This window comes from Marinomonas sp. S3726 (assembly GCF_000967665.1).
GTDB lineage: Bacteria > Pseudomonadota > Gammaproteobacteria > Pseudomonadales > Marinomonadaceae > Marinomonas.
On the sequence record NZ_JXYC01000009.1, the window covers coordinates 218,590 to 244,282 of the forward strand.

The 25,693-nt window shown below is 40.8% G+C and carries 20 protein-coding genes; 7 read left to right on the forward strand and 13 right to left on the reverse strand.

Annotated elements, in window-relative coordinates:
- Positions 1 to 103: 103 nt before the first annotated feature.
- The 4 genes from glmM to rlmE all read right to left on the reverse strand — a co-directional run bounded on the left by glmM (position 104) and on the right by rlmE (position 5,001).
- Complete coding sequence (gene glmM / locus TW85_RS08570) at positions 104 to 1,441, reverse strand: phosphoglucosamine mutase (RefSeq protein ID WP_046016685.1); 1,338 nt, start codon at positions 1,439 to 1,441, stop codon at positions 104 to 106.
- A complete protein-coding gene (gene folP, locus TW85_RS08575; RefSeq protein WP_046016686.1) occupies positions 1,442 to 2,275 on the reverse strand; it encodes a dihydropteroate synthase in 834 nt (277 codons plus the stop codon).
- Between the two features lie 58 nt (positions 2,276 to 2,333).
- On the reverse strand, positions 2,334 to 4,310 hold the full coding sequence (gene ftsH / locus TW85_RS08580; RefSeq protein WP_046016687.1) for an ATP-dependent zinc metalloprotease FtsH: 1,977 nt from the start codon (positions 4,308 to 4,310) through the stop codon (positions 2,334 to 2,336).
- A 70-nt stretch (positions 4,311 to 4,380) separates the two neighbouring features.
- The gene (gene rlmE, locus TW85_RS08585; RefSeq protein ID WP_046016688.1) at positions 4,381 to 5,001 is read right to left on the reverse strand and encodes a 23S rRNA (uridine(2552)-2'-O)-methyltransferase RlmE; all 621 of its coding nucleotides are present in this window, start codon (positions 4,999 to 5,001) and stop codon (positions 4,381 to 4,383) included.
- A 100-nt stretch (positions 5,002 to 5,101) separates the two neighbouring features.
- Between rlmE and TW85_RS08590 the strand changes: the two genes are divergently transcribed.
- Together TW85_RS08590 and TW85_RS08595 are read left to right on the forward strand one after the other, a co-directional pair.
- Positions 5,102 to 5,404: a YhbY family RNA-binding protein gene (locus tag TW85_RS08590; protein ID WP_046016689.1), complete on the forward strand. Its 303-nt coding sequence runs from the start codon at positions 5,102 to 5,104 to the stop codon at positions 5,402 to 5,404.
- 124 nt (positions 5,405 to 5,528) lie between these two features.
- The gene (locus tag TW85_RS08595; protein WP_046016690.1) at positions 5,529 to 6,302 is read left to right on the forward strand and encodes a hypothetical protein; all 774 of its coding nucleotides are present in this window, start codon (positions 5,529 to 5,531) and stop codon (positions 6,300 to 6,302) included.
- A 30-nt stretch (positions 6,303 to 6,332) separates the two neighbouring features.
- Here the strand turns inward: TW85_RS08595 and TW85_RS08600 are convergent, their stop codons facing one another.
- The 4 genes from TW85_RS08600 to TW85_RS08615 all read right to left on the reverse strand — a co-directional run bounded on the left by TW85_RS08600 (position 6,333) and on the right by TW85_RS08615 (position 9,452).
- Positions 6,333 to 6,884 (reverse strand): helix-turn-helix domain-containing protein, encoded by a 552-nt coding sequence (locus TW85_RS08600; protein WP_052702032.1) that lies wholly within the window; start codon positions 6,882 to 6,884, stop codon positions 6,333 to 6,335.
- 95 nt (positions 6,885 to 6,979) lie between these two features.
- A complete protein-coding gene (gene erpA, locus TW85_RS08605) occupies positions 6,980 to 7,324 on the reverse strand; it encodes an iron-sulfur cluster insertion protein ErpA (RefSeq protein WP_046016691.1) in 345 nt (114 codons plus the stop codon).
- A gap of 50 nt (positions 7,325 to 7,374) precedes the next feature.
- Positions 7,375 to 8,961: a peptide chain release factor 3 gene (locus TW85_RS08610; protein ID WP_046016692.1), complete on the reverse strand. Its 1,587-nt coding sequence runs from the start codon at positions 8,959 to 8,961 to the stop codon at positions 7,375 to 7,377.
- Between the two features lie 245 nt (positions 8,962 to 9,206).
- A complete protein-coding gene (locus tag TW85_RS08615; RefSeq protein ID WP_046016693.1) occupies positions 9,207 to 9,452 on the reverse strand; it encodes a hypothetical protein in 246 nt (81 codons plus the stop codon).
- 445 nt (positions 9,453 to 9,897) lie between these two features.
- Between TW85_RS08615 and TW85_RS08620 the strand changes: the two genes are divergently transcribed.
- The 3 genes from TW85_RS08620 to TW85_RS08630 all read left to right on the forward strand — a co-directional run bounded on the left by TW85_RS08620 (position 9,898) and on the right by TW85_RS08630 (position 14,736).
- Positions 9,898 to 11,637, forward strand: a complete 1,740-nt coding sequence (locus TW85_RS08620; protein ID WP_046016694.1) for a GGDEF and EAL domain-containing protein — start codon at positions 9,898 to 9,900, stop codon at positions 11,635 to 11,637.
- A gap of 7 nt (positions 11,638 to 11,644) precedes the next feature.
- The gene (locus TW85_RS25415) at positions 11,645 to 13,213 is read left to right on the forward strand and encodes a HAMP domain-containing sensor histidine kinase (protein ID WP_052702033.1); all 1,569 of its coding nucleotides are present in this window, start codon (positions 11,645 to 11,647) and stop codon (positions 13,211 to 13,213) included.
- A gap of 173 nt (positions 13,214 to 13,386) precedes the next feature.
- The gene (locus TW85_RS08630) at positions 13,387 to 14,736 is read left to right on the forward strand and encodes a DEAD/DEAH box helicase (RefSeq protein ID WP_046016695.1); all 1,350 of its coding nucleotides are present in this window, start codon (positions 13,387 to 13,389) and stop codon (positions 14,734 to 14,736) included.
- A 66-nt stretch (positions 14,737 to 14,802) separates the two neighbouring features.
- Here the strand turns inward: TW85_RS08630 and TW85_RS08635 are convergent, their stop codons facing one another.
- The 4 genes from TW85_RS08635 to TW85_RS08650 form a co-directional block, all read right to left on the reverse strand.
- On the reverse strand, positions 14,803 to 16,137 hold the full coding sequence (locus TW85_RS08635) for an MATE family efflux transporter (protein ID WP_046016696.1): 1,335 nt from the start codon (positions 16,135 to 16,137) through the stop codon (positions 14,803 to 14,805).
- 286 nt (positions 16,138 to 16,423) lie between these two features.
- Positions 16,424 to 17,353, reverse strand: a complete 930-nt coding sequence (locus TW85_RS08640) for a branched-chain amino acid transaminase (protein WP_197477807.1) — start codon at positions 17,351 to 17,353, stop codon at positions 16,424 to 16,426.
- A gap of 89 nt (positions 17,354 to 17,442) precedes the next feature.
- A complete protein-coding gene (glnE, locus tag TW85_RS08645; protein WP_046016697.1) occupies positions 17,443 to 20,433 on the reverse strand; it encodes a bifunctional [glutamate--ammonia ligase]-adenylyl-L-tyrosine phosphorylase/[glutamate--ammonia-ligase] adenylyltransferase in 2,991 nt (996 codons plus the stop codon).
- A 78-nt stretch (positions 20,434 to 20,511) separates the two neighbouring features.
- Complete coding sequence (locus TW85_RS08650) at positions 20,512 to 21,456, reverse strand: CYTH domain-containing protein (protein ID WP_046016698.1); 945 nt, start codon at positions 21,454 to 21,456, stop codon at positions 20,512 to 20,514.
- A gap of 152 nt (positions 21,457 to 21,608) precedes the next feature.
- Between TW85_RS08650 and argE the strand changes: the two genes are divergently transcribed.
- Together argE and argA are read left to right on the forward strand one after the other, a co-directional pair.
- Complete coding sequence (gene argE / locus TW85_RS08655) at positions 21,609 to 22,760, forward strand: acetylornithine deacetylase (RefSeq protein ID WP_046016699.1); 1,152 nt, start codon at positions 21,609 to 21,611, stop codon at positions 22,758 to 22,760.
- 66 nt (positions 22,761 to 22,826) lie between these two features.
- Positions 22,827 to 24,149: an amino-acid N-acetyltransferase gene (argA, locus tag TW85_RS08660; RefSeq protein ID WP_084616198.1), complete on the forward strand. Its 1,323-nt coding sequence runs from the start codon at positions 22,827 to 22,829 to the stop codon at positions 24,147 to 24,149.
- An 83-nt stretch (positions 24,150 to 24,232) separates the two neighbouring features.
- On the opposite strand, the gene TW85_RS08665 is transcribed toward argA, so the two are convergent.
- Positions 24,233 to 25,627: a DegQ family serine endoprotease gene (locus TW85_RS08665; protein WP_046016700.1), complete on the reverse strand. Its 1,395-nt coding sequence runs from the start codon at positions 25,625 to 25,627 to the stop codon at positions 24,233 to 24,235.
- Positions 25,628 to 25,693: the final 66 nt, after the last annotated feature.

Here is a 25,693-nt window from a genome sequence, read left to right on the forward strand (position 1 = left end):
CTCTTATTTTGAGGCGGCAATTCTAATGAAATGCCGCCTTGTTTTCAAGTATTTGTTTAATATGATTTATTTTTTAACCAAGAAGTCTCAGCAAATTAAGAAATTAAAGCGCTTTTGAGTACGCCTCTACTTCATTCGCTAAAGATTCAACCAACTCATCAACCAAGGCTGAATCATCACCTTCAACCATAACGCGAACCAAAGGTTCGGTTCCTGAAGCCCTCAACAAGACTCTTCCCGAACCATTTAACTTTTCATTGGCCAGAGCAATTGCTTGCTGCAATTGAGGCACTTCTGCAGGTGAAAAGCGTGTTTTTACACGGATATTCTTTAGCCTTTGAGGGAATTTACTAAAGCCTTGCAAGAGCTCTGTCAAAGTTTTCTCTTCTTCAACCATTGCTTGCAAAACTTGCAGAGCAGCAACTATACCGTCACCAGTAGTTGTAATTGAACGACAGACAATGTGGCCAGAAGGTTCACCACCCAACACCCAGCCAAGCTGAGTTAATTTTTCATTCACAAACCTATCGCCAACAGAAGCACGCCCAAAACCTATCCCCTGTTCTGAAAAAGCTAGCTCCAGACCAAAATTACTCATCAGAGTACCAACTACGCCACCACTGAACTTACCAATATTTCTTAAATGGTTTGCAATAACGTACAGTACATCATCACCGTCACGCACTTCACCATCGGCATCAACCATGATCAAACGATCGCCATCGCCATCTAACGCAATCCCAATATCAGCTTTTTCCTCTAATACCTTCTCACGCATTAACTCCGGCTTGGTTGCACCACTATTCTCATTAATATTTAGACCGTCAGGCTTATCACCAAGAACAATGACATCAGCACCAAGCTCAGTAAACACTCTCGGCGCAATGTGATAAGTTGCACCATCAGCGCAATCAACCACTATTTTAAGACCATTAAGCTGCAACCCAATTGGGAAAGTACCTTTACAATATTCAATATAACGACCAGCTGCATCATCAATACGCTTAGCACGCCCTATCTGATCAGATGGCACAACAACTAAAGGCTGATCCACGTAATATTCTATCTTCTCTTCTATCTCATCAGACAATTTTGTGCCTTCAGCAGAAAAGAACTTAATACCATTATCTGTATAAGGGTTGTGAGATGCGCTAATTACAATACCCGCACTTGCACGAAAAGTACGTGTAAGATAAGCAATAGCAGGTGTCGGCATAGGTCCAACTAAACGCACATCAACACCAGCTGCAACCAAACCAGCCTCTAAAGCAGACTCAAACATATAACCAGAAATACGAGTATCCTTACCGATTACAACTTTTTTACCATACTCTTTAAATACTTGCCCTGCTGCCCAGCCAAGTTTCAACATAAATTCAGGAGTAATCGCACCTTCACCGACTCTGCCGCGAATACCATCTGTGCCAAAATATTTACGCATTTATTCTTCTCTCTTAATTCGATACATGAGTTCTAGCATGTCATGGTGAGGTTTCACATCATGCACCCTAAAAATACTTGCGCCCTTTGAAAAAGCCGCAGCATGGGCACCTAAAGTGCCAAACAATCTATCTTGAACGTCTGCATTCAACACCTGACCTATCATGCTTTTTCGTGAAGCACCAATCAGCACATCAAAATCATGACTTAAAATTTGGTCGATATTATTTAACAGCTCAAGATTATGCTCTAAGGTTTTACCAAAACCGATACCTGGATCCAACAGTATCTGCTCAGGCTTCATTCCTAATGCCTGACAAACCCTCGCCCTCTCTAACAAGAAGCTAATAACTTCGTTATAAACTGCAGAATAGTTTGGATTCATCTGCATTGATTCAGGGCTACCTTGCATATGCATTAAACATACGGGCAAACCTGTCTCCACAGCAGCGTCCAATGCACCATCACGCGTTAAAGCACGTACATCATTAATTAGTCCAGCTCCTTGCTTTGCACCCTCAGTCATTACCTGAGCTGAGCTAGTATCTACAGATACAACAACATCAAAGCGAGATTTAATAGCTGCAACAACAGGTATTACCCGGCCCAACTCTTCTTCTAATGAAACAGGAGATGCGCCAGGTCTTGTCGACTCACCACCAACATCAATAATTGAGGCACCTTCAGACAGCATTTTCTGGGTCTGAAAAAGAGCATCATCAAGGTTGGAGAATGATCCGCCATCGGAAAAGGAATCAGGGGTAACATTTAAGATACCCATGATCTGAGGACGGGATAAGTCGAGTGACTTATCCCCAAAAATAGTAACAGCCATCAGGCTCCCTATCTCTCTTAAATAAAAACCAGTTTAAACAGATAAGCAAAGAGAGCGCTTAGCTCTCTCCGCTAGTTTTAGGATTTGCCGCATCAGGCGCATCCGTAAAACCATTTTCATCTTTAATTTCACCAGTATTTAGATCAACAGTCTCTTTTGGTGCATTACCGCCAGCAGTTGGCTCATCACCATTAGAGTCAGACCAACCTTCTGGCGCAGATGGCTTATTACCATCCATAATCTCTTTAATTTGCTTAGCATCAATAGTTTCATATTGCATCAAAGCATCAGCCATCACATCCAGCTTAGAACGGTTGTCCTCTAGGATTTGTGTCGCTTTCTGGTAGCAAGTACTAATAATATCTTTTACTTCTGCATCAATGCGCATACCTGTTTCAGGTGAGAAGTAGTTAGCTTTACTGCCAGTTGAAGTTGCGATAAAACCACCGTTATTATCATCTTCTTCATAAGCAAATGGACCCAGTTCAGCAGATAAACCCCACTTAGTAACCATATTACGGGCAATACTTGTTGCTCGCTCAATATCATTAGAGGCACCTGTTGATACACCATCAAACCCGTGAATCATTTCTTCGGCAATTCGTCCACCATACAAGCTACAAATTTGTGATTCTAAACCACGTTTACTGATGCTGTACTTATCTTCTTCTGGAAGATACATGGTCACACCTAAAGCACGTCCACGAGGAATAATCGTTACCTTATACACAGGATCGTGCTCAGGCATCAAATAACCAATGATAGCGTGACCAGCTTCATGATAAGCCGTGTTTAGCTTCTCATCTTCTTTCATCACCATGGTCTTACGTTCAGCACCCATGAGGATTTTATCTTTAGCTAGTTCTAACTGCTCCATATTAACCAAACGACGGTTAGATCGTGCAGCAAACAGTGCCGCTTCGTTAACCAAGTTCGCAAGATCAGCACCAGAGAAACCTGGTGTACCACGAGCAATATTTTTTGGATTCACATCTTCATCACAAGGCACTTTACGCAAATGCACTTTAAGAATCTGTTCACGGCCACGAATATCTGGCAGACCAACCTGAACTTGACGGTCAAAACGACCAGGACGTAACAAAGCAGGGTCCAATACATCAGGACGGTTAGTAGCAGCAATAACGATAATACCTTCGTTACCTTCAAAGCCATCCATTTCAACCAATAATTGGTTCAATGTTTGTTCACGTTCATCATTACCGCCACCCATGCCTGAGCCACGGTTACGGCCAACAGCATCAATTTCATCAATAAAGATAATGCAAGGAGCGTGTTTCTTAGCTTGTTCGAACATATCACGAACACGAGAAGCACCGACACCAACAAACATTTCAACAAAGTCTGAACCGGAAATGGTAAAGAAAGGCACTTTGGCTTCACCTGCAATCGCTTTCGCTAGCAAGGTTTTACCTGTACCTGGCGGTCCACACATCAAGATACCACGAGGAATTTTACCGCCAAGGCGTTGGAATTTGCTTGGCTCGCGCAAGAAGTCGACCAACTCTTTAGTATCTTCTTTTGCTTCATCACAACCAGCAACATCAGCAAAGGTGGTTTTGATCTGATCTTCAGGCAACAATCTCGCCTTAGACTTACCAAATGCCATAGGGCCGCCTTTGCCGCCACCGCCACCTTGCATTTGGCGCATGAAGAACATAAAAATGGCCAAAATAAGCAAAATAGGGAAACTCGCAACAAGCAGTTGAGTCCAAATGCTTTGCTGCTCAGGCATACGCCCTTCAACAACCACATTATTACTCAACAGATCATCCATAATTTTTGGATCAGCTGCTGCTGGGCGTACAGTTTCAAACGGCACACCATTTTTGTCGGAACCACTGATGGTATAACCATCAATTACAACACGCGCAATATTGCCGTCCTGCACTGAGTTTACGAATGACGAATAAGTCATACGGCTTGTTTCAGTCGTGGTATTAAAATTTTTGAATACAGTTAATAAAACGGCTGCGATTACTAACCACAACAGAATATTTTTAAGCATATCGTTCAAGAGCACACCTCTTAACGTTTGAATAAATGACCTTCAGCAAGTATATACCAGCTCTAAGCCCATCCCTAATTTACCCTTTAAATTGTCTACCTAACAAATAAACTTCTCTACTTCTCGCACGAGAAGCATCAGGTTTACGTGTTACAACACTAGCAAACATGCCGCGCATTGCCTTTAAATACTCATCAAAGCCCTCTCCTTGGAAAACTTTTACTAAAAAATTTCCGCCAGGTCGTAAAACTTGTGAGGCCATATCTAAAGCCAATTCCACCAAATACATGGATTGCGGCTGATCAACAGCGCTATTACCACTCATATTGGGGGCCATATCTGAAATTACAAGATCTGCATGCTCATCTCCTATCGCTTTTAGGATTTCTTGATAAACATCATCCTCTGTGAAGTCCCCTTGAACAAAGGTTACACCTGGCAAAGGTGCCATTTCTAAAATATCTGACGCAACAACTTTACCCTTGTCTCCAATCAATCTCCCCGCGATTTGAGACCAACCACCTGGCGCTGCACCTAAATCTACCACCTTCATGCCAGATTTAAGCAACTTATCCTTATCATTTATCTCAATTAATTTATAACTAGCACGTGAACGATAGCCATCTTGCTGAGAACGCCTTACATAAACGTCATCAAAATGCTCTTTCATCCAGCTTTCACTACTTTTTGATCTTGCCACGGTTTCTTCATACCTAAATTCAACAATATTCCGTTATAATATATCTTAACCTCTAAAGCCTCCATCAAAGAGGAGTAACTAAACATGAGAAAATTAAAATATGAGCATATCCAACGTTCAAAAAAAGCAATATAGACTTATTGGTCACGCATTAAACCCTGTTGTTATGATTGCAGGTAATGGTTTAACAGAAGCCGTATTAACTGAAGTTGATCGCGCTCTTGAAGATCACGAACTCATTAAAGTACGTTTTAGCATCATGGACCGTGAAGTTCGCAGTGATCTTATTGCAGAAACAAGCAAAATCATGAAATGTGAAGTTGTACAAACTATTGGTAAAGTAGCCCTTTTTTACCGCAAAGCATTAGAACCAAACCCTAAGCTTTCAAATCTACTACGCTAGTTTTTAGTAAGACTGGTGATACCTTCACCAGTCTTCTTCTCCTACCCCATACCGACTGATTAAACTTTAATCAACAAGTGCCGATAACAATATTACCCATTAGCTTTTTATTAGGATTAATGTCGTGATATTTATTCAAGCCCTTGAAAAAATGCATGCAAAAGCAAATGACAAGGTTAAAATTAGAGCCCGTTCAAACCAGCATGCCACAAAACCAGATGCTGATAGCGTTTTTTTAAGTGACGCAGCAAACCATGCTGTTGAAGTTAATCTTACAAGCGAGGCTTACACTAAGCTTGATGCTAACATGAGCATTGAAGCCAGCTTGTTACAAGCAGCAATCCAACACCTAAATAAAACTCTAGTGCCGATTTATTCGCTCGATGAATTAGATCTTGGCCACAACAAGTGGCATTTAGCACTACAGCAACCGCCAAACACAGTTCCACGCCACAAAAACCACTATGGACTTGGCGTAAAACCCTGCCCTACAGACATACTTAACTATAAGTTTGTCATGCCTGTTACCAGCACAGCAGGAAGACAATTTAAGTTTTACTTGGAGTTAAGAGTGGCTAGGTTTACCCAAGCAGCCAACCATTGGCCTTTACCTGAGATAGAACCCATTCAGCTAGAGGTTATTCCTAGCCCATACAATGGTCGCTTCCTAGAGAGCGTCAATACTGATAACCATTATTTTCTTGATCAAGATGGGGACGAGAATCAAACTCTACCAATTTTAAATAACATGCGGGATAAAACTAAATTTAAGAACTTACCAGAAAATCACTTTTTTAGTGGTTTAAGGGTTTGGCGCTGCAACAATGACTTAATCAAAATAATTCTATTAGGCGAAGCCGGTCTAGGCGCTGTCTATATCGCCAATATCAAAACGTAAAACTAATATTGCTTTAACTAGAAAGTAACGTTAGCTTTTTGCAGTTGCAGCCACACAAAACATTAAAGCTTCTGTATAAGTATGATTAATAATTTTGTGGGGCAAGTGAGACTCAAAATAAAAACTATCGCCCACCTCCAGTGAGTGCTTTTTTCCTTTTATATCTAAAACCAATTTACCCTTTATCAGGTAGCCTGTCTTTTCTGCTAACTTGGCGTTTTCTTCCACATCGCTGATAGCACCAGCAGGATAACGCTGGACTGTCGCACACATAGCCCGTTCTTTTATGAAGTGTTTACCTACAAGCTGTTTACTCACTTGATCATGGCTGACATCTAGCAAATCATCTTCTTTATATACCACCTGATAATCTAACTCGTCCGCTTGTGAAGTATCAAAAAAGCTGGATAAAGGCACGGCTAATGCCGCTAATACCTTTTCAAGAGAACTAATACTCGGACTCACTTTATTCGTCTCTATCATAGAGATGGCACTATTAGTCATGCCTGCTCGTTTAGCGAGTTCACGCTGAGATATTTTTTTATTTTTTCTTAGCTGATAAAGCCTTTCTCCAACATTCATCTCACCCTCCCTAAACAGCCTTTTTTACAGGTTTAAAAACAAAAAAAGCCGTCATAAAATACGGCTTTTCTAGGTCACAATTTCGGTCTATTAAGCTAAATACTAAAAGACGAACCACAACCACAAGTTGAGCTAGCATTCGGATTTTTCACCGTGAAGCGAGACCCTTCAAGCCCTTCTTGATAATCCACTTCAGAACCAACAAGGTATTGGAAACTTAAAGGGTCAACCACCATTTTTACGCCTTCACGCTCAACAGTCGTATCATCTTCTTGAAACTCTTCATCAAAGGTAAAACCATACTGAAATCCAGAACAGCCACCACCCGTTACATAAACACGTAACATCAAACGATTATTCTCTTCTTCTTCAATTAGGTTTTTAAGTTTACTTGCTGCTGCATGAGTAAACTCAAAGGGTTCTACAGATTGTACTGTCATTACTACTCCAGTGAAGCGCTTCAATTAGCCAACTAGACTAATCACTTCATTTAATGTTCACGTGTCGATCTAAAACGCACGTCAGGCCATTTCTCTTCGGCCATCATAAGATTAACTCTAGTAGGTGCAATATAAGTTAAATGCCCGCCACCATCAATCGCTAGGTTAGCCACATTTTTGCGTTTAAACTCTTCAAAGATCTTATCATCTTCACAGTCAACCCAACGGGCTGTTGCCACATTTACAGGTTCGTACAAACACTCTACCTTGTACTCATCTTTAAGACGGTAAGCAACAACTTCATACTGTAACTGACCCACGGCACCAACAATAAGGTCATTATTCATTTGCGGCATAAATAACTGGGTTGAACCTTCTTCTGATAACTGCTGCAAACCTTTTTGCAAGGCCTTCATCTTAAGAGGGTCTTTCAAACGCACTCGGCGAAATAGTTCAGGGGCAAAATGAGGAATGCCCGTAAACTTAAGCTCTTCACCCGAAGTAAAGGTATCACCTATCTGAATCGTACCATGGTTATGTAAACCGATAATATCGCCCGAGAAAGCTTCTTCTACCCCTTCCCTATCGCCAGCTGTGAAAGATACGGCATCCGTTACCTTAACATCTTTCCCTAAACGACAGTGCTTCATCTTCATGCCACGATTATAGGTACCAGAACAGATACGCATAAAGGCAACACGGTCTCTGTGTTTCGGGTCCATATTCGCTTGAATCTTAAAGACAAAACCAGAGAATTTCTCTTCACGAGCATCGACATCACGTGTTTTAGCGGCACGATGGCTAGGCGCTGGCGCCCATTTAACAAAGCCATCCAGCATTTCGCGTACACCAAAGTTAGACAATGCAGTACCAAAGAAAACAGGAGTAATACGGCCAGCAAGGTATTCATCATGATCAAATTCATGGCTCGCACCACGAACCAGTTCAATTTCATCTAAGAAGTCATCATACAAATCACCTAGATGTGCTTTCGCTTCATCAGACTCGATACCTTGAATTTGTACATCATCCGTTAATTTATGGCCACGACCACCTTCATATACATGAATGGTGTCAGTATATAAATTATAAACCCCTTTAAAGAAGGTACTCATACCAATTGGCCAAGTAACAGGTGCAGCCTTAATTTTTAGCACTTCTTCCACTTCATCCAAAAGCTCAATTGGATCACGGATATCTCGGTCCATTTTGTTGATGAAAGTTAGAATTGGTGTATCACGTAAACGACACACTTCCATTAACTTGATGGTACGATCCTCGACACCTTTCGCGCCGTCAATCACCATCAATACCGAGTCAACAGCAGTCAAAGTACGATACGTATCTTCCGAGAAATCTTCGTGTCCAGGGGTATCCAAAAGGTTAACCATGCGATCACGATAAGGGAACTGCATCACAGATGAGGTAATTGAAATACCACGCTGTTGCTCCATTGTCATCCAGTCTGAGGTTGCATGTTTATCGCCCTTACGGCCTTTCACACTACCTGCTGTTTGAATCAATTGACCCAGTAACAACAGCTTTTCAGTAATGGTGGTTTTACCCGCATCAGGGTGAGAAATAATCGCAAAGGTACGTCTTTGATCGACTTCCTTTATAAACTCGGCATTAGACATGAATAAGTATCTTCTTTGGTTTCAAGAAGGCTGGATTAAGTAAGCCTTCTGAGCATTAAATTTGAATGGGCGCTATTTTCGCTGATCTTGAGCAGATACACAATCCAAGCAAGGATTTAAAAGCAAGATCTAAGATAAAGAGATAAAAGACAGAAGATTAAAACGCTATTGGAAATATCATTAAAAGTGCCACGCCCCCCTATCGGCAGATAGAACACAGGGGGCCTGACAAAAACAAAATTGGGTTAATGCTTTTCTTCGATCAATTGCCACCAAGCAGCTAATGTGGGCGTTTTCACTAAATCGATGAAATTAACGGCTAAGCCTGCATTTCGCCAATAGATACTTAAATTCATAATTTGCAAAGAGCCCAAACCGTAATAAACCAGATTCTCTTGCTCATCGAGATCATTTACGCCCTGCAGCAAAGACAACAAACATGAGCGTAAAGCTAACTTGTTCTCAGGAATAGAGGCGGCGTAATTAGACATGTTTCTCTTTAACCATTACTAATGAGTTGATGTTGGAGATAATATCAAACTAAAACACAAATGAGAATCATTATCATAAATATTTTTTTAACTATCCACTCACTTTTAAATTATCTAGTTCAATCAAGCCGCTCCTAAGCTAACAACAAGAAAACAAAACACTTAGTTATCAAGCATTTAATTTTTAATACTATTGAAAATGAAGATACATAAGAACAACACAAGACGCTGACACACTCACCTTACCATTTCACAAAGCCTATTTAGATCAATTAGCTAGCCTCTTAACAGCTACTTTAAGTAGAAAACACACCTAACTTAGACATTGTTTAAAAACACATAAGCCAACAAAACGTAAACAAACTCAAACTATCAAACCCATAAAAAAGCCACATCTCATCTAAACTAAAGATGAATAAATTGACTTTCTCATCAGGAAAATACCATGTCAGATGATTTACTCGTTTTTATGGAAGAAGACCATGGAGAGTTTGTACCCCATATAGAAAAAACAAAACGAAAAGTGCTGATTGTTGATGATGATGACGGCATACATGCCATGACAAAATTGGCTCTAAAGGGCCTATCATTTGAAAAATATCACTTAGAAGTTATTCACGCCTACTCAGGAATAGAGGCCTATAAAACACTACAAGAGCAAAGTGATATTGCTGTCATTTTACTCGATGTGGTCATGGAAAGTGAGTTTGCTGGTTTAGAACTAGTCCGAAAAATACGTAATGAGCTCTTTTTTGATAAAGTAAGAATTATTCTGCGCACAGGACAAGCAGGATACGCTCCCGAACTAGAAACCATAGAACAGTATGATATTAATGATTACAGGGTAAAAACAGAACTTACCAGAGAAAGACTTTATGGCTGTCTCATGACAGCCCTAAGAAGTCATCATCAGCTTGAGAAACTAGAAAAGTTAGCATTTCACGATGAACTTACCAAGCTCTACAATAGAAACGGTTTTCTAAAATCCATAGATCAGCATGAAATAAATAGCGAAAAATCTAACTATTTAGTTTTAATTAACATAGACCAATTCGCCCTACTCAATGACCACTTTGGTACTAAACATGGCGACGACTTTCTTATCAATTTCTCATTTTTATTAAAAGAAAATTTAACCATTATTTCGCTCGCAAGACTTGGAGCAGACCAATTTGCCCTTTTCCTTGAAATTACAGAAGAAAAGCTATTAGAGAAGCTAGTTGAACTCAAATGTGAACTTGAAGTAAATGGTACTGCACATCAAATCCAGTTTCATGCGGGTTACTCTAGTTGGAATCCAAGGGCCTCATCCCTTGAGCACCTTACCCACTCAACAATTGCTTTGAAAAAAGCCAAAGATTCAAACTCGTATGAAGCTGTTGCCTTTAGCGAGATCATGCTCAAGGCCCTTCATGAGCGCTCTGAAATGCTTACATCTTTGCAGCAGGATTTCCTCAAAGACAAACTGTTTCTTGTTTATCAGCCTCAGGTGGATATCAATACACACAACATGATAGGCGTGGAGTCACTCATTCGCTGGCAAGACCCTTCAGGTCATATGATTTCTCCCGAAGTTTTTATCGAACTAGCCGAGAACTCAGGACTAATCATTAAACTAGGTGAGTGGATTCTAAGAAAAGCGCTTAATGAAACCAAACAATTCTTCCAAGAACATCCGCACTTCAGAGTTGGAGTTAATGTTTCACCTATCCAATTTGAGCAAGACAACTTTATTGAGATTGTCGAATCAGCACTAAAAGAGCAAGGTGTTGAGGGTAAAAATCTCAATATTGAGATCACTGAATCCGTTGGCGTGATAGACAGTGAAGAAATTAAAGCCAAATTGCAAAAACTAAGAATGTTAGGTATCACAATTTCCATCGATGATTTTGGCACAGGTTATTCCAATCTCTCTTCTATCGATAACCTCAACGCAGACTGTTTAAAAATCGATAGATCTTTTGTTAATAAAATAGACACAAAATCAGGCAAAAGCATCATCAAGATGATCATAGATCTGGGCAGTCATTTGGGGATGCAGGTATTAGCTGAGGGCATTGAAACCCTAGAACAGCATAAAAAGTTGAGTAGTTACGGCTGTAATGAATATCAAGGCTATTTTTTATCTCAGCCACTATCGCTAAAACAGCTTGAAGAGTGGATGAGAAAAAGCGAAGAAGAGTAAAAAGTTTATGAAAAACAGTATTCGTTTTAAGCTCATTATTTGGATTACTGGAACATTATTCGTCATTCTTTCTACTTCAAGCTTCTTCTTATACAAAGAGAAAAAAGAGCAGGAATACGAACATTATCAAAAAAGTATTATCTCACTTCAAAAACAGCTCGAAATATCCTTGTTAAATGGCTTTTGGCAACTTGATAGCAAATATATTAATGCGGTTATCAAGTCGAATATGCAAAACGAATACATAGTCGCAATTAGCGCTAAAGACCAAGGCAACCTTTATGTCGGTATCTTAAAAGCAAAAGATGGCTCTTTAGTTGAACTTCAACCGGACTTTCAACCTGATCATAGTGATAGTTTAACGATCGATTTCACCCATGAAGATTTAGCAATTGGTGTAGTCGAAATCTTTTTTACGGACCACCCTTTCTTAAAGCGTATCGAAGCCTTTTTACTTACTTTACTCTTAATCGAATTTGTTACTATTTTCACTATTGGCTCTATTCTTTTCTTCGCAATGAATCGATATATATTTACTCCCATCAATTCATTAGAGTTCGCTTTGGCAAAAGCGAACAACCTTGATTTTGAATCCAATGATGAAAGTATCGATTACGACCTGCCAACCTCAGATTATTTAGAGTGGAATGCATTAGTCGATAGAGTAAACGCCATTATTAATAAAATCATTCAGGAGCTACATAATCGTCAATTTGCAGAAATCGATGCTTTATTAGAAAAAAACAATGCAGAAACGGCTTACAATGAATTGGTAAAAACAAAAAACTCTCTCGTTCAAACTGAGAAAATGGCGGCATTAGGACGGCTTGTTGCAGGCATCGCCCACGAAATAAATACACCTATTGGCATAGCATTAACAGTCGCATCGCAATTAAATGGAGAAACAACAAAACTTAATAAGAAAGTGAATGAAAATGCACTCAAGAAAAGTGATCTAGATAATTATATGGAGCTTGCAAATGAATCGAGCCACCTTATCCTTTCCAACGCTCAGCGTGCATCTGAATTAATTCAAAGTTTTAAGCAAATTGCTGTTGATCAATCCAGTCAAATTAAGCGTGAGTTTTTCTTATGCGACTACCTAAAAGAAGTACTACACAGCTTAAATCCCAAAATTAAAATCACCCCCATTGATGTCGATTTTGATTGCACAGAGGTTATTGCGATGAACTCTTATCCCGGCGCTCTATCTCAGGTCATCACCAATCTAATTCTGAATGCCATCATTCACGCTTATGAAGATCAACAAGCGGGAACAATCAAAATAAGGGTGACAGCCGTCGATAAAAATGTCGAAATCAAAGTGAAAGATGATGGTATGGGAATAGATGAAACCACTCTAGGTAAAATATTTGACCCCTTTTTCACTACCAAACAAGGAAAGGGCGGCACTGGGCTGGGGCTTAACATCGTCTTTAATATCGTGACACAAACCCTTAACGGTCGGATATCGGTTAATAGTGAAATTGACCAAGGCACTTGTTTTACAATCAATATCCCCACCGAACTAAAAGATAAAAGTAGCGCAGAACGAGAAAATACGACCTTTAAATAAAATCAATTTGTATTAGCGACTTAAACACCTATCAAACTGAGTATTATTCACTCCCTTAGTATTTTCACATTAGAGACTCTAGTTTCAATAGCGCTGTCTCCACTTATAAGTTAAGCTGCGCGCTTTCTAACATAAGCATTAGTAATCCATATCAATTAATACGAGTAAGCACTATGAGTTTTGCCGAACTTGGCCTTTCTAAACCGATTCTCGCAGCCATCAAAGAATCAGGTTATAGCAAACCTTCCCCGATTCAGAAGCAAGCTATCCCTGCCATTCTTGAAAATAATGACATCATGGCAGCAGCTCAAACAGGTACAGGTAAAACAGCAGGCTTTACCTTACCCCTACTTGAGATATTAAGCCGAGGCGCTAAGGCGAGTCCGAACCAAGTTAGAGCGCTCGTATTAACCCCAACAAGAGAGCTGGCAGCACAAGTAGCAGACAGTGTTGCAACCTACGGCAAAAACCTAAATTTAAGGTCTGACGTTGTTTTTGGCGGCGTAAAAATCAACCCACAAATGATGCGCCTGCGTAAAGGCACAGACATTCTTGTTGCGACGCCAGGACGTTTACTTGATCTCTATAATCAAAAAGCCATACGCTTTGATCAATTAGAAGTCTTGGTGCTTGATGAAGCAGACCGTATGCTAGATATGGGTTTCATTCATGATATTAAAAAGGTGTTAGCACTCCTACCTAAACGCAGACAAAGTCTACTATTCTCCGCCACCTTCTCTGATGACATCAGACAGTTAGCAAAAGGCTTAATGAATAACCCAGTAGAAGTCTCTGTTTCTCCAGCTAATGCAGCAACTCCGACGGTACATCACCTGCTTCATCCGGTAGATAAAAAAGAGAAAACGGCCTTACTGATTCATTTAATTATTAGCCAAAACTGGCAACAAGCTTTGGTATTTAGCCGCACAAAACATGGCGCAAATAAAATTGTACAAAAGCTAAATGACGCAGGCATCAGTGCCGCAGCCATTCATGGTAATAAAAGCCAAGGGGCAAGAACAAAAGCCCTAGCAGACTTTAAAAACTCTGACATTAAAATTTTGGTGGCAACGGATATCGCTGCCAGAGGGATAGATATAGAGCAACTGCCACAGGTGGTAAACTTTGACCTACCTAATGTTGCAGAAGATTATGTACACCGTATCGGCCGTACTGGCCGTGCTGGTGCATCAGGTAAAGCGGTTTCTTTGGTGAGCGCTGACGAAGTGGATCAGCTAAAAGACATTGAACGCCTCATTAAAAAGTTAATTCCTAGAGAGACCTTAGTGGGCTTTGATCCAAACCATATAGTACCAGAAACACGTTTAGATACTCGACCAATCAAAGCTAAAAAGCCCAAAAAACCAAAGAAGAATCATCAACAATCCAATGATTCAAGTAAGAAGCCTGCAAACAAGAATCAAGGCCCAATCAAACTTGAGCCAGGCCTTAGAACACAACCATTAGCACCAAAGCGTAAGCCGCGCCGTCGTCGCCCAGCAAAAACAGCTGATAACAGTTAATCACTCTGCTTTGCATGATTGATCTACTCAATATTGAATCTCTCAACTAGAGAATCAATAAATAGATCAATCATGGGGCTGAGCAAAAATATGCCCTTTAATTCGCGAGAATAAATAAGCGCAATAACCCACACCCGCCACCAGCTGAACAGTCCAAAGCAAGACTAAATCTTCTACCCCTAAATAGATAAAAATCCCCATGATGGGTAATAGAATTAGCCAATGATAAACCCCTGTGTATTTCAACACAGTTTGGTGTAGCCCCATTCCAAACAAGGTTTGAGTAAAAAGTGACATGAATACCGCTAAGGGAGCCTCTAACAAGACTAATAACAACAGCTGACGTATCTCATCCGCCAAACTAATACTTTCCACAAATAAAACCGAAATCGCCCCTAAGAAGGGCCAAAGGGCTAGAGCCAATAAAAAGTAAGTTAATATGCCTGTTGTTAAGGCGGTATATAACACGCTACGAATTGCGTGAGTATCGCCAGCCCCCACCGCCTTACCCGTTACAGCGCCCGTAACACTGCCCAAGCCCCTAATCGGAATCACATAAATACGTGAAATACGCATCACCAAACTCGCAATAAGAAGGCTGGTGGCCGAAATGTTAGCAAACATGGCAAGTAACACCACACTGTAACCAATAAATAGAAATTGGCTTAAACCCACCATAACCGCTTTCATTAGCATGGGTTTAACCCCCTCTAATTGAATTTTTTCTAATCGAATAAAGCGGGCAACAGAATAAAGCGCAAAGATAACATTACCCAAAATATGGCTAAAAGCGGTAGCAAACCCTGCCCCAGCCACACCATAACCCATATCAACAGCAAGATAAGTACTCACTAAATTAAATAGGTTAATCGAGATATTGCGATACATATTCACAGAAGAAAGACCACAAGAAACCAGATAGCCAGACAAGCACAAGCCCAATGCCATAAAAGGTAACCCCCAAATACGGGAAACCAGATAATCTTCCGCAAAACCTGAATGAGAAATATCAGAGACATAACCTTGAGCAATATAGCTAGCTAGGCTAAGTAGCAGTGTCATCAAAACCAAACTGATACAAGTACAGGTCAGTACCGAGGTAGAAAAGCAAATATGAGCTTGTTTTAGGTTTTTAGCCCCCATAGCTTGAGAACATTCCGTTCTCACCACAATAAAAAAGCCAATAAAGATGGATTGCAACAAAAGGAAGACAAAGCTCATGCTAGAGGCGGCACCAAGGGCTTCTGCACCCAAAGAGCTAATAATCAAAAGGTCTACTAGAGTAAGGCTTTGCAAACCAATAGAGGAAACGGCATTAGGTAGCCATTGACGGACAATTTTCTGAAAAGCATCAAAGTCGAATATGTGACGCTCTTTTAATCGCAACATCACCGCATTCATAAGCGAAATTCCACGTGAGACTTAGGCTTATTGCGATTCCATTGCATATAGACATCCTGATTGTCAGCTTAAAGAAAAGCTGAACCCGCTTATATTTTTTTGCCAACTCCCTAAATATGATTCATAAGTTTAAAAACTGAAAGTTATTCACTTTATTTTTTGTATATTTTTTATACAAAAATTTAGATGCAGTATTTTGTTTAGCACAAAAAAAACCAGCCTTTTGGCTGGTTTCTTCAGACATATAATTTAAAGCTAGTTCATCATAAACTTGCTTTTATTTTGATTAACAATAAGTTAACCAGTGGTCATACTTGCTATTACGACCTTTTACGATATCAAAGTACAAGGTTTGTAGCTTCTCTGTAATAGGGCCTCGAGCACCACTGCCAATCTGGCGATTATCGAGTTCTCTAATCGGCATAACTTCTGCTGCAGTACCGGTAAAGAATGCTTCATCTGCCACATATACTTCATCACGGGTTAAACGTTTTTCTTTAACCGTATAACCTAGCTCTTCAGCTAGTTGAATGATGGTGCGACGCGTAATACCATCAAGGCATGATGTCAGTTCAGGTGTGTAAATAATGCCGTCACGAATAACGAAGATATTTTCACCTGAACCTTCAGCTACATAGCCTTCGTTATCAAGCAACAAGGCTTCTTCACAACCAGACTGCAATGCTTCTTGCAATGCCAACATGGAGTTCATGTAGTTACCATTAGCTTTGGCTTTACACATGGTAATGTTGACATGGTGACGAGTATAAGAAGACGTACGGATGCGAATTCCTTTAGCTAGGTTCTCTTCACCCATATAAGATGGCCACTCCCAAGCAGCTACCATGGTATGAGTTTGCAGGTTATCAGCACGTAACCCCATACCTTCAGAACCATAAAAACACATAGGACGAATATAAGCAGAAGCCAATTTATTCTCTTGAATAGATTTGACGTGAGCTTGATTAACCTCTTCCTTAGTGCAAGGCATTGGCATGTTAAGAATATGAGCCGAGCGGAACAAACGGTCAGTATGTTCTTCTAGTCTAAAAATGGCAGGACCTTTTGGTGTTTCATAGGCACGAACCCCTTCAAATACGCCCATGCCATAATGCAATGTATGTGTTAACACATGCACCTTTGCATCACGCCAATCAACCATTTCACCGTCTAACCAGATGAAACCATCTCTATCTGCCATAGTTGGCATTGCCATACTCTTTCTCCTATCTCATACATTTGCAAAGGCTGCCAGTTACCAGCCTTATTATTGTTTTATATTTATTAGCATCCTAGTAAGAGACCTTAACTCTCTTTTAAGACAAATGCTTGCCACAAATTATTAACCTGTTCCTGATTCGCTTGCAACTGCTGTTTTGGAATCACACGCGTTTGTTTTTGCAGAGTCAGTCTATGGGTCTGTGCACGATACAATTTATAAGTCTCGGTCATGCTTTCTGCATCTTCTTGGCTCAATACACCAGCTAAAACAGCGGCTTCAATTTGACGTATATTATCTGAGTATTGCATTAACTCAGGATGAGTCGCCGACCAAGCTAATACTAAATATTGCACCATAAACTCGATATCTATGATACCACCAGCACCCTGTTTAAGATCGAAGCTGGTATCTGTCTTACTACTGTCTAGGTGTTTGCGCATTTTTTCACGCATCTTGATGACTTCAGTTTTTAATTCTGTCTTATCGCGTACGATAGACAGAATTTGCTGTCGCTGCGCCTCAAACTCTTGCCCTAAAGCTTGGTTCCCAGACAGCACTCTTGCTCGGGTTAGCGCCTGATGCTCCCAAATCCAAGCTTCTTTATTTTGATAGTCAGTAAAAGCATCTAAACTGGTTACCAATAAACCTGAATTTCCTGAAGGGCGTAAACGCATATCCACTTCATATAAACGTCCACAAGAGGTAAAGCTTGTTAGCATATGGATGATACGCTGACCTAAGCGAGTATAGAAAGTAAGGTTATCTATACTGCGATCACCATTAGTATTAGCGCTTCTATCGCTATTGTGGATAAAGACTAAATCTAAATCTGAGTCATAACCTAGCTCTAACCCACCCGACTTACCATAGCCAACGACGACCAATTCAGGGGCAAGTACAGCCTCAAGCTGTGCATCCTCATTCTTCTTGGTCGGATAGCCATGTCTATGAATTAAATAGTACCAAGCCTTTTGTATTACTTGCTCTAGAATGACTTCTGCCAACCAAGTTAGATGATCACTCACCTTCATTAAAGGCAACACCTCGGTAATATCACAAGCAGCAATACGCAGGATGATAGAACGGCGGAAACGACGTAAAGCATCCATATGGGCTTCTTCATCATCTTCGGGTAAACGTAATAAGATTTGTTTTAGCTCATCTTCCATCATGCCCTTATCAGGTGGAGAGAAGAGAGTTGTGCCATCGAGTAGCTCATCTAATAACATAGGGCTGCTAGATATCAGCTCACTAAACCAAGAACTATCACGGCTTAAACGTATTAAATGAGAAATCGCTGTCGGGTTTTCGATCAAGAGTACTAAATAAGAGGTTCGCCTTAAAATGGCCTCTAAAATAGGAAACACACGCTCTAAAATAATATCGGGATGTGCTTCACCTTTAAGTGAGTAGGTAAAGTCAGCAAAAAATGTTGCTAGCCTTTCCTGCCCAATAGGCTGCATGAAAGCAACGGCTTTAGAGGTTAAAAAGCGGCTGATCTGATCAATTACCTTGCTTTGATCATCCCAGCTTACCTCAGCGATAAGATCCGCCACATGCTCTTGATTAAGTGGCTGACTAGCAGCACTGCTACTCGTTTTATCTGCTTTAAGCTCTGTATTTTTTAGCGGAGCCAGAGTTTGACTTAGGCCACTTCGAAATAGCAAGCGCCAAGCTTCTCTATCTGAGTTTTCTGCATCGTCTTCTTTGTCATCATCAATCAAGGCAACAAAAAATTGATGCACCTGCCCTCTTGCTTGATCAAGGGCTTGATGTAATTCAGACCAGTTAGAATAGCCAAGCATGATAGCCACTCTGAGTTGCTGTACTTCGTCTTCTGGTAATAACTGCGTCTGTTCATCTTTAATCGCTTGCAAGGCATGTTCTGTACGACGAAGTAACTGATAAGCAAGCCATAGGGCATCCACTTGTTTTGAATCTAAGTAACCCTGTTTAGCCAAGTAGGGCAGCACTTGATAAAGTGATTGCGTTTGTAACCCTGTATCACGGCCACCATGTAAGATTTGTAAAGCTTGAACAATGAATTCGATTTCACGAATACCGCCCTGCCCTAACTTAATATTGTGCTCTATGCCTTTACGCTGAACTTCTTTTGCAATCATTTTTTTCAGATCACGCAAGGCTGTAATCGCTGAAAAATCTAAGTATTTACGATAAACAAAAGGTCGTCTTAATTGCTCAAAAGCCAACTTATCGCACTCTTCTCCTGCCATCACTCGGGATTTGATCATGGCGTATCTTTCCCAGTCACGTCCCTGATCTTGATAGTAATTTTCAAGTGAATCCAGATTAAGCACCAAAGCACCACTTTGCCCATAAGGTCGAAGGCGCATATCTACCCTAAAGACAAATCCATCTAAGGTAATCTGATCTAAATGCTGAATCAGCTTTTGACCTATCTTGGTGAAATACTCCTGGTGCGATATGGATTTTTTACCGTTTTGTGTTTCTCCGTGCTCTCGAAAAGCAAAAATCAAATCGATATCTGAAGAGAGGTTTAACTCACCGCCACCTAGCTTACCCATGCCTATTACTATCATGGAAACTAACTTGCCTTCGCTATCTAGCGCATCCCCATAGAGATTTTGATAGTTATTTTTTAGCCAAGTTAAGCTGGTTTGTACGCATACATCAGCCAACTCACTTAGAATTTTAGTGAGATCTTTTAAGTCAATACGCTGCAAAATATCGAGATAAATAAGTCGACACATCCACTGATGACGGAACAAACGAAGTCGCGACATCAAGGTTTTTTCATCTAATTCAAAAAGCTCATCTGCACCAATAGGCAAACACAGTTTTGGAGACATAGCTAATAGACTAGCACTCTCCATAGTTGCCCATTCATCCACCCATTCAGGGAAACGGCTTGCTTGCTGAAAAACATAGTCACTTAGATTCAAAACAGCGTCTAACTCTCCCTGATTAGGGAAATTCGCAAGTGACTGTCTTACCTCTATTAACTGAGCTAAACGTGCATCCTGATTGGATGCATTTAATAACTGAGAAAACTGGTTCAAACTTGGATTATTCTGGGGCAACAAAATTGTCATTTTCACCTCGACAACAAGAGCAATATCGATCGCAACAAATTTATAATTTGATTTAAAGTCACTTAAGACACAGCCAGATTACTGACTATTTTGTCTATTAAGCCAACGGGCGATGGCTAGCATGGACTGTCCCGTTTCTAAAAGTGCAGTCAGTGGTAATGGTGACTCAGAATCAAGCTGCATCATTTTACGTTTCATTAGGGTTTCAAGATTCACTAGGTCCTGAGCTAATAAAGGGCTAACAAAGTTAGCTAGCTGATCCATGGCATCATACACAGGGGTTAGAAAAGCAATATCATCATAAAAACACATGGCTTCCCAGTAAACTAACCAGGTTTCATACCAAAAAGCCCCCTGCTCTATAGCACTGGCATTTTCACTGAGTGCATCTGGTAGTTCAATCTTATTATCTTTTAAACGCACTCCTTTCTGCGCTTTACTCACGGTACTCACTTGTACTGGCACAGTAAGGGCTAAACGACTGGCAAAATCATACAAAGCAATCTCATCACCAGATTTTAATTCTAATTCGAGTTCACTGATTTGGTCCTTACCATAGGGAGAAGTCACTTCACCTTGATCACACACCACCTCCATCAAGGTGTTAGAGGCTTTAATCAACCAGATTTGACGCTCAAAGTCGGTACGAAACACTTGTTCTAGATCTTTTTCCCAAGCTCTATCATGTAAGGACTCAGGTAACATCTCATCAGTTAAACGCTCAAGCTCCAGCTTGTCTTCTTTAATATCCCATTCCCACTCGCCACGAGCATGCATACCAATACGGTTAGAGCCTCGTGTCTTTAGCGTCTGGATATAGCGTTCGTTAATCGCTCGAATGCGTAAGGCAATGCCAGCATTCATTAAGGTTTTATCTTGAGTATCAAAATAGCCATTCATCAGTTGAAGACTTGGCTCTGCCTGACACTCAGGCTCCTGTTGGCAAATTGCATTTAAAAAGTCATAGGCTAAGTTAAGGTGATCCTTCTGAATCATTAACTTAAGCTCAAGTTCCATTGCCATGATAAAACCTCATCAGTGTCACTCTCTGTTATAAAAAAGAGGCATATATAAGCCTAGCAACAGAGAAAAATAAAAAAAGTTCTGGCAGTTTATCAGAATCAGTAGCTTTCACCCTTGGTTCAGGCAAAATAATTAACTTCAAGGAGAAACTTATGTCATTGCCAACACTTATTAATATGATGGGACAGCTGATTACTGCCCCTTCTATCAGTAGTAGCCAATCACAGTGGGACATGTCTAACAAAGCCGTTATCGAGTTGCTCGAGGACTGGCTGAGCCATTTAGGGTTTAAATGTGAAGTTATCAAGCTTGCAGGCCCCTTGGAGAAGTACAACCTTGTTGCCACGCTTGGGGAAGGCGATGGTGGTTTGGTCTTATCCGGTCACACAGATACAGTTCCTTTTGATGAAGGCCGTTGGCAATCCGACCCTTTTACATTAACAGAGCGAGACCAGAAACTATTTGGCCTTGGAACCTGTGATATGAAAGGCTTTTTTGCCATTGTTTTAGATGCGATCAAAGACATGTGCCAAAGCCCGATCAAACAACCTCTTATCGTACTTGCTACCGCAGATGAAGAAAGTTCGATGAATGGCGCACGCGCCTTGGTTGAAAGCGGCAAACTTAAAGCTAGATATGCTTTGATCGGTGAGCCTACCTCTCTGACACCTATTTATGCCCACAAAGGTATTATGATGGAGCGTATCCGTGTGACAGGGAAAAGTGGTCACTCTTCAAACCCAAACTTGGGCAATAACGCTATGGATGCCATGCATGCCGTTATGTCTGAACTCATGTCATTTCGCCAAGAACTAAAAGCTCAATATCAGAATGCTGACTTTGCCATTGACTACCCTACTCTCAATTTAGGCTGTATTCATGGAGGTGATAGCCCTAACCGAATTTGTGCAGGCTGTGATATTGATTTCGATATTCGTGCGCTTCCCGGTATGAGCAATCAAGCTTTAATCGCAGAAATTGAACAGAGACTACCAATCATAGCGGAGCGCACTGGCACCAAAATTCAGTTGGAACACTTGTTCCCTGATGTACCCTCTTTTGCCACTAGTCTCGAATCCGACATAGTCAAAGCCTGTGAAGCTTTAACCAAGAAAAAAGCTGATACGGTTGCTTTCGCAACTGAAGGGCCTTTTTTAAATCAAATGGGAATGGAAACCCTAGTGCTAGGGCCAGGCTCTATTGATCAAGCCCATCAGCCAAATGAATATTTAGCACTAGATCAAATTACGCCTATGCAAGATTTAATTCGATCTTTAGTACGACGATATTGTCTAGAGGCATAAATCATGGAACAAACAGGTTACACTAAGCAACATTTTATTTAATACCCCCAGACCAAGAGGTTTAACGTGTCTGACGATCTGAACTTTGACTTGAGTTACGTTGACTGGTTTCGCCATTCATCGCCTTACATTAACGCTCACAGGGATAAAACTTTCGTAATTTTTATCCCAGGTGAAGCAGCTGAATCCGCACAATTCTCCAATATCATTAGTGACCTTGCACTGATGGATTCACTTGGTATTCGACTCGTCATAATTCACGGTGCCCGATCACAGATCAATCGTATTTTCGAGAGAGAGGCATTAACGAGCAAACTACATAAAGCTTGCCGCATTACCCCACAAGAGCAACTGCTTCCTATTATTCAAGCATCTGCAGGGGTTCGAGTGCAGATAGAAGCGCAATTATCCATGGCGCTCGCAAATACCCCTATGGCCGGTACACGACTTAAAATTTGCAGTGGTAATCATGTTATTGCCAGACCGCTTGGTGTGGTTGATGGCATAGATTTTGGACACTCAGGTGAAGTAAGACGAATTGACGCCGAAGCCATTAACAAATTGCTAAATGATGACAACATGGTGCTGCTTTCACATTTAGGTTATTCACCTACTGGTGAAGTATTCAATCTAAAAGGTGAAGAGGTAGCGACCCAAGCCGCCATTCAGCTTAAAGCAGACAAACTCATCATGCTTAATTCTGAAGAAGGTATCTTCTCGGATAAAGGTGAACTGGTGTCTGAACTATTAGCAAAGGACGCCGAACGCTTGCTCGAAAAGCTTTCCTCGAATAATGAAATTAAGCTGGCCTTACAAGCTTGTATCCAAGCCGTTCGTAATGCCGTGCCTAGGGCACACCTTATATCCTTTAATGAAAATGGCGGCCTCATCCGTGAGCTATTCACTCGTGAAGGGGCTGGTACCATGATAGATGAGGATAGCTACGAACAGTTAAGGCAAGCCACCATAGATGATGTGGGCGGTATGATGGCTCTCTTAGCACCGCTAGAAGCCAACGGTACTTTAGTAAGACGCTCTAGAGAGTTGCTTGAAAATGAAATAGATCGCTTTATCTTGATCGAGAGAGATAACGCCATTGTTGCTTGCGCCGCTCTATATGCTTTTGAAGATGAGTCGTTAGGCGAGCTTGCCTGTGTCGCAGTTGATCCAAGCTATCGTGGCGGACGTCGTGGGGATAGGCTCCTCAAAGGCATAGAAAGGTCTGCTAGAAAACAGGGGCTTAATAAACTCTTTTTGTTAACCACACGAACCGCTCACTGGTTTATCGAACGTGGCTTTAAGGCAGATAGCCTATCGGCAATCCCAAATGCAAAACAGAGCCTCTATAACTACCAAAGAAACTCTAAGATTTTCATAAAAAAACTATAATCACTCATAAATTCGTGACATAAAAAAAGCCTAAGTAGCAACATCTACTTAGGCTTTTTTACATTCACTTTTAGTTGTACTTGTTATTCCACAATTTTAAAAGGAATAAACATAGGGTAACCATCACGAATCACACGCATAGGTACAGAGTGATTCGCAGGGATAGCACTAACACTACCAAGGAAACGCTCAACACTGTCAATGCTAGTACCATTTAACATGGTAATCACATCACCTTGTTGTAGACCATTACGAGCCGCTGAGCCACCAATCACTTGCTCAATGACAACACCACCACGAATGTTTAAACGGCGCAGCATGTCATCAGAGATTTCACCCACAACCATACCTAAACGGTTTTCTTGTTGTTGTGTTTTAGTCAATTGATCAGGCTCACTTGGATAATTCTTCAAGGTGAAGCTCAATTCCATTTTTTCACCATTACGGTAAATAATTGACTTAGCAACATCACCTGCTTTTAATCCACCCACTCGATAAGGTAATTCTGAAGATTGCTCAATGATTTCATTGTTAAACTCAAGAATAATGTCCCCATCAATCAAACCCGCTTCTTGTGCTGGAGAGTCAGGAATAACTCGGCTAACAAGAGCACCACTTGGGCGGTCTAAGCCAAATGATTCAGCCAGATCACTACTCACATCTTGGATAATCACACCTAACCAAGCTCGAGTTACACGCCCTTCGTTTTTCAACTGATCTACAACTGACATGACTAGGTTAGAAGGAATCGCAAAAGATACCCCCATGAAGCCACCAGAACGGGTATAGATTTGTGAATTAATACCTATTACTTCACCATCTAAGTTGAAAAGAGGTCCACCTGAATTACCAGGGTTAATAGCGACATCCGTTTGAATAAAAGGTACATAGTTATCAGAAGGTAGGTTGCGACCTAACGCACTAACGATGCCGGCGGTTACTGTGTAATCAAAACCAAATGGTGATCCTATAGCCAATACCCATTGACCCGGCTTCATATTATCTGAATCACCTATGGTCACTGTTGGTAGGTCCTCTGCTTCAATTTTTAATAAAGCAAGGTCTGTTCTTTTATCTGTGCCCACCAGCTTAGCTTCGTATTCGCGTCTATCATTTAAACGCACATGAATAATATCAGCACCATCAATCACATGGTTATTAGTAAGAACGTAACCATCTGCAGAGATAATAAAACCAGAACCTAATGAGTTCCTTTGCTTACGTTTTGGTTGCTTATCTAATGGTTGTTGGCCAAAGAAGTGACGAAAGAACTCGTTCAATTCTTTTGCATTTGGGTTCAATTGAGGTTGACCTTGTGCTGTCGAAGGTAGCTGTTCTGTACTTATATTAACGACAGCAGGTGATGAATCTTCCACCAGCTCAGTAAAATCAGGTAATTGCATTGCTTTGGCGCTCATACTTGCCACAGCAAATAAGCTAAGCAACCCAATATAAAGAGGGTTTAAACGTTTTATCATTAGCTCGTCTCCTTTATAACGTCAGAGCATTTAGACTCGTTGTTAAGTCTTATAAAAAGAGTAAAT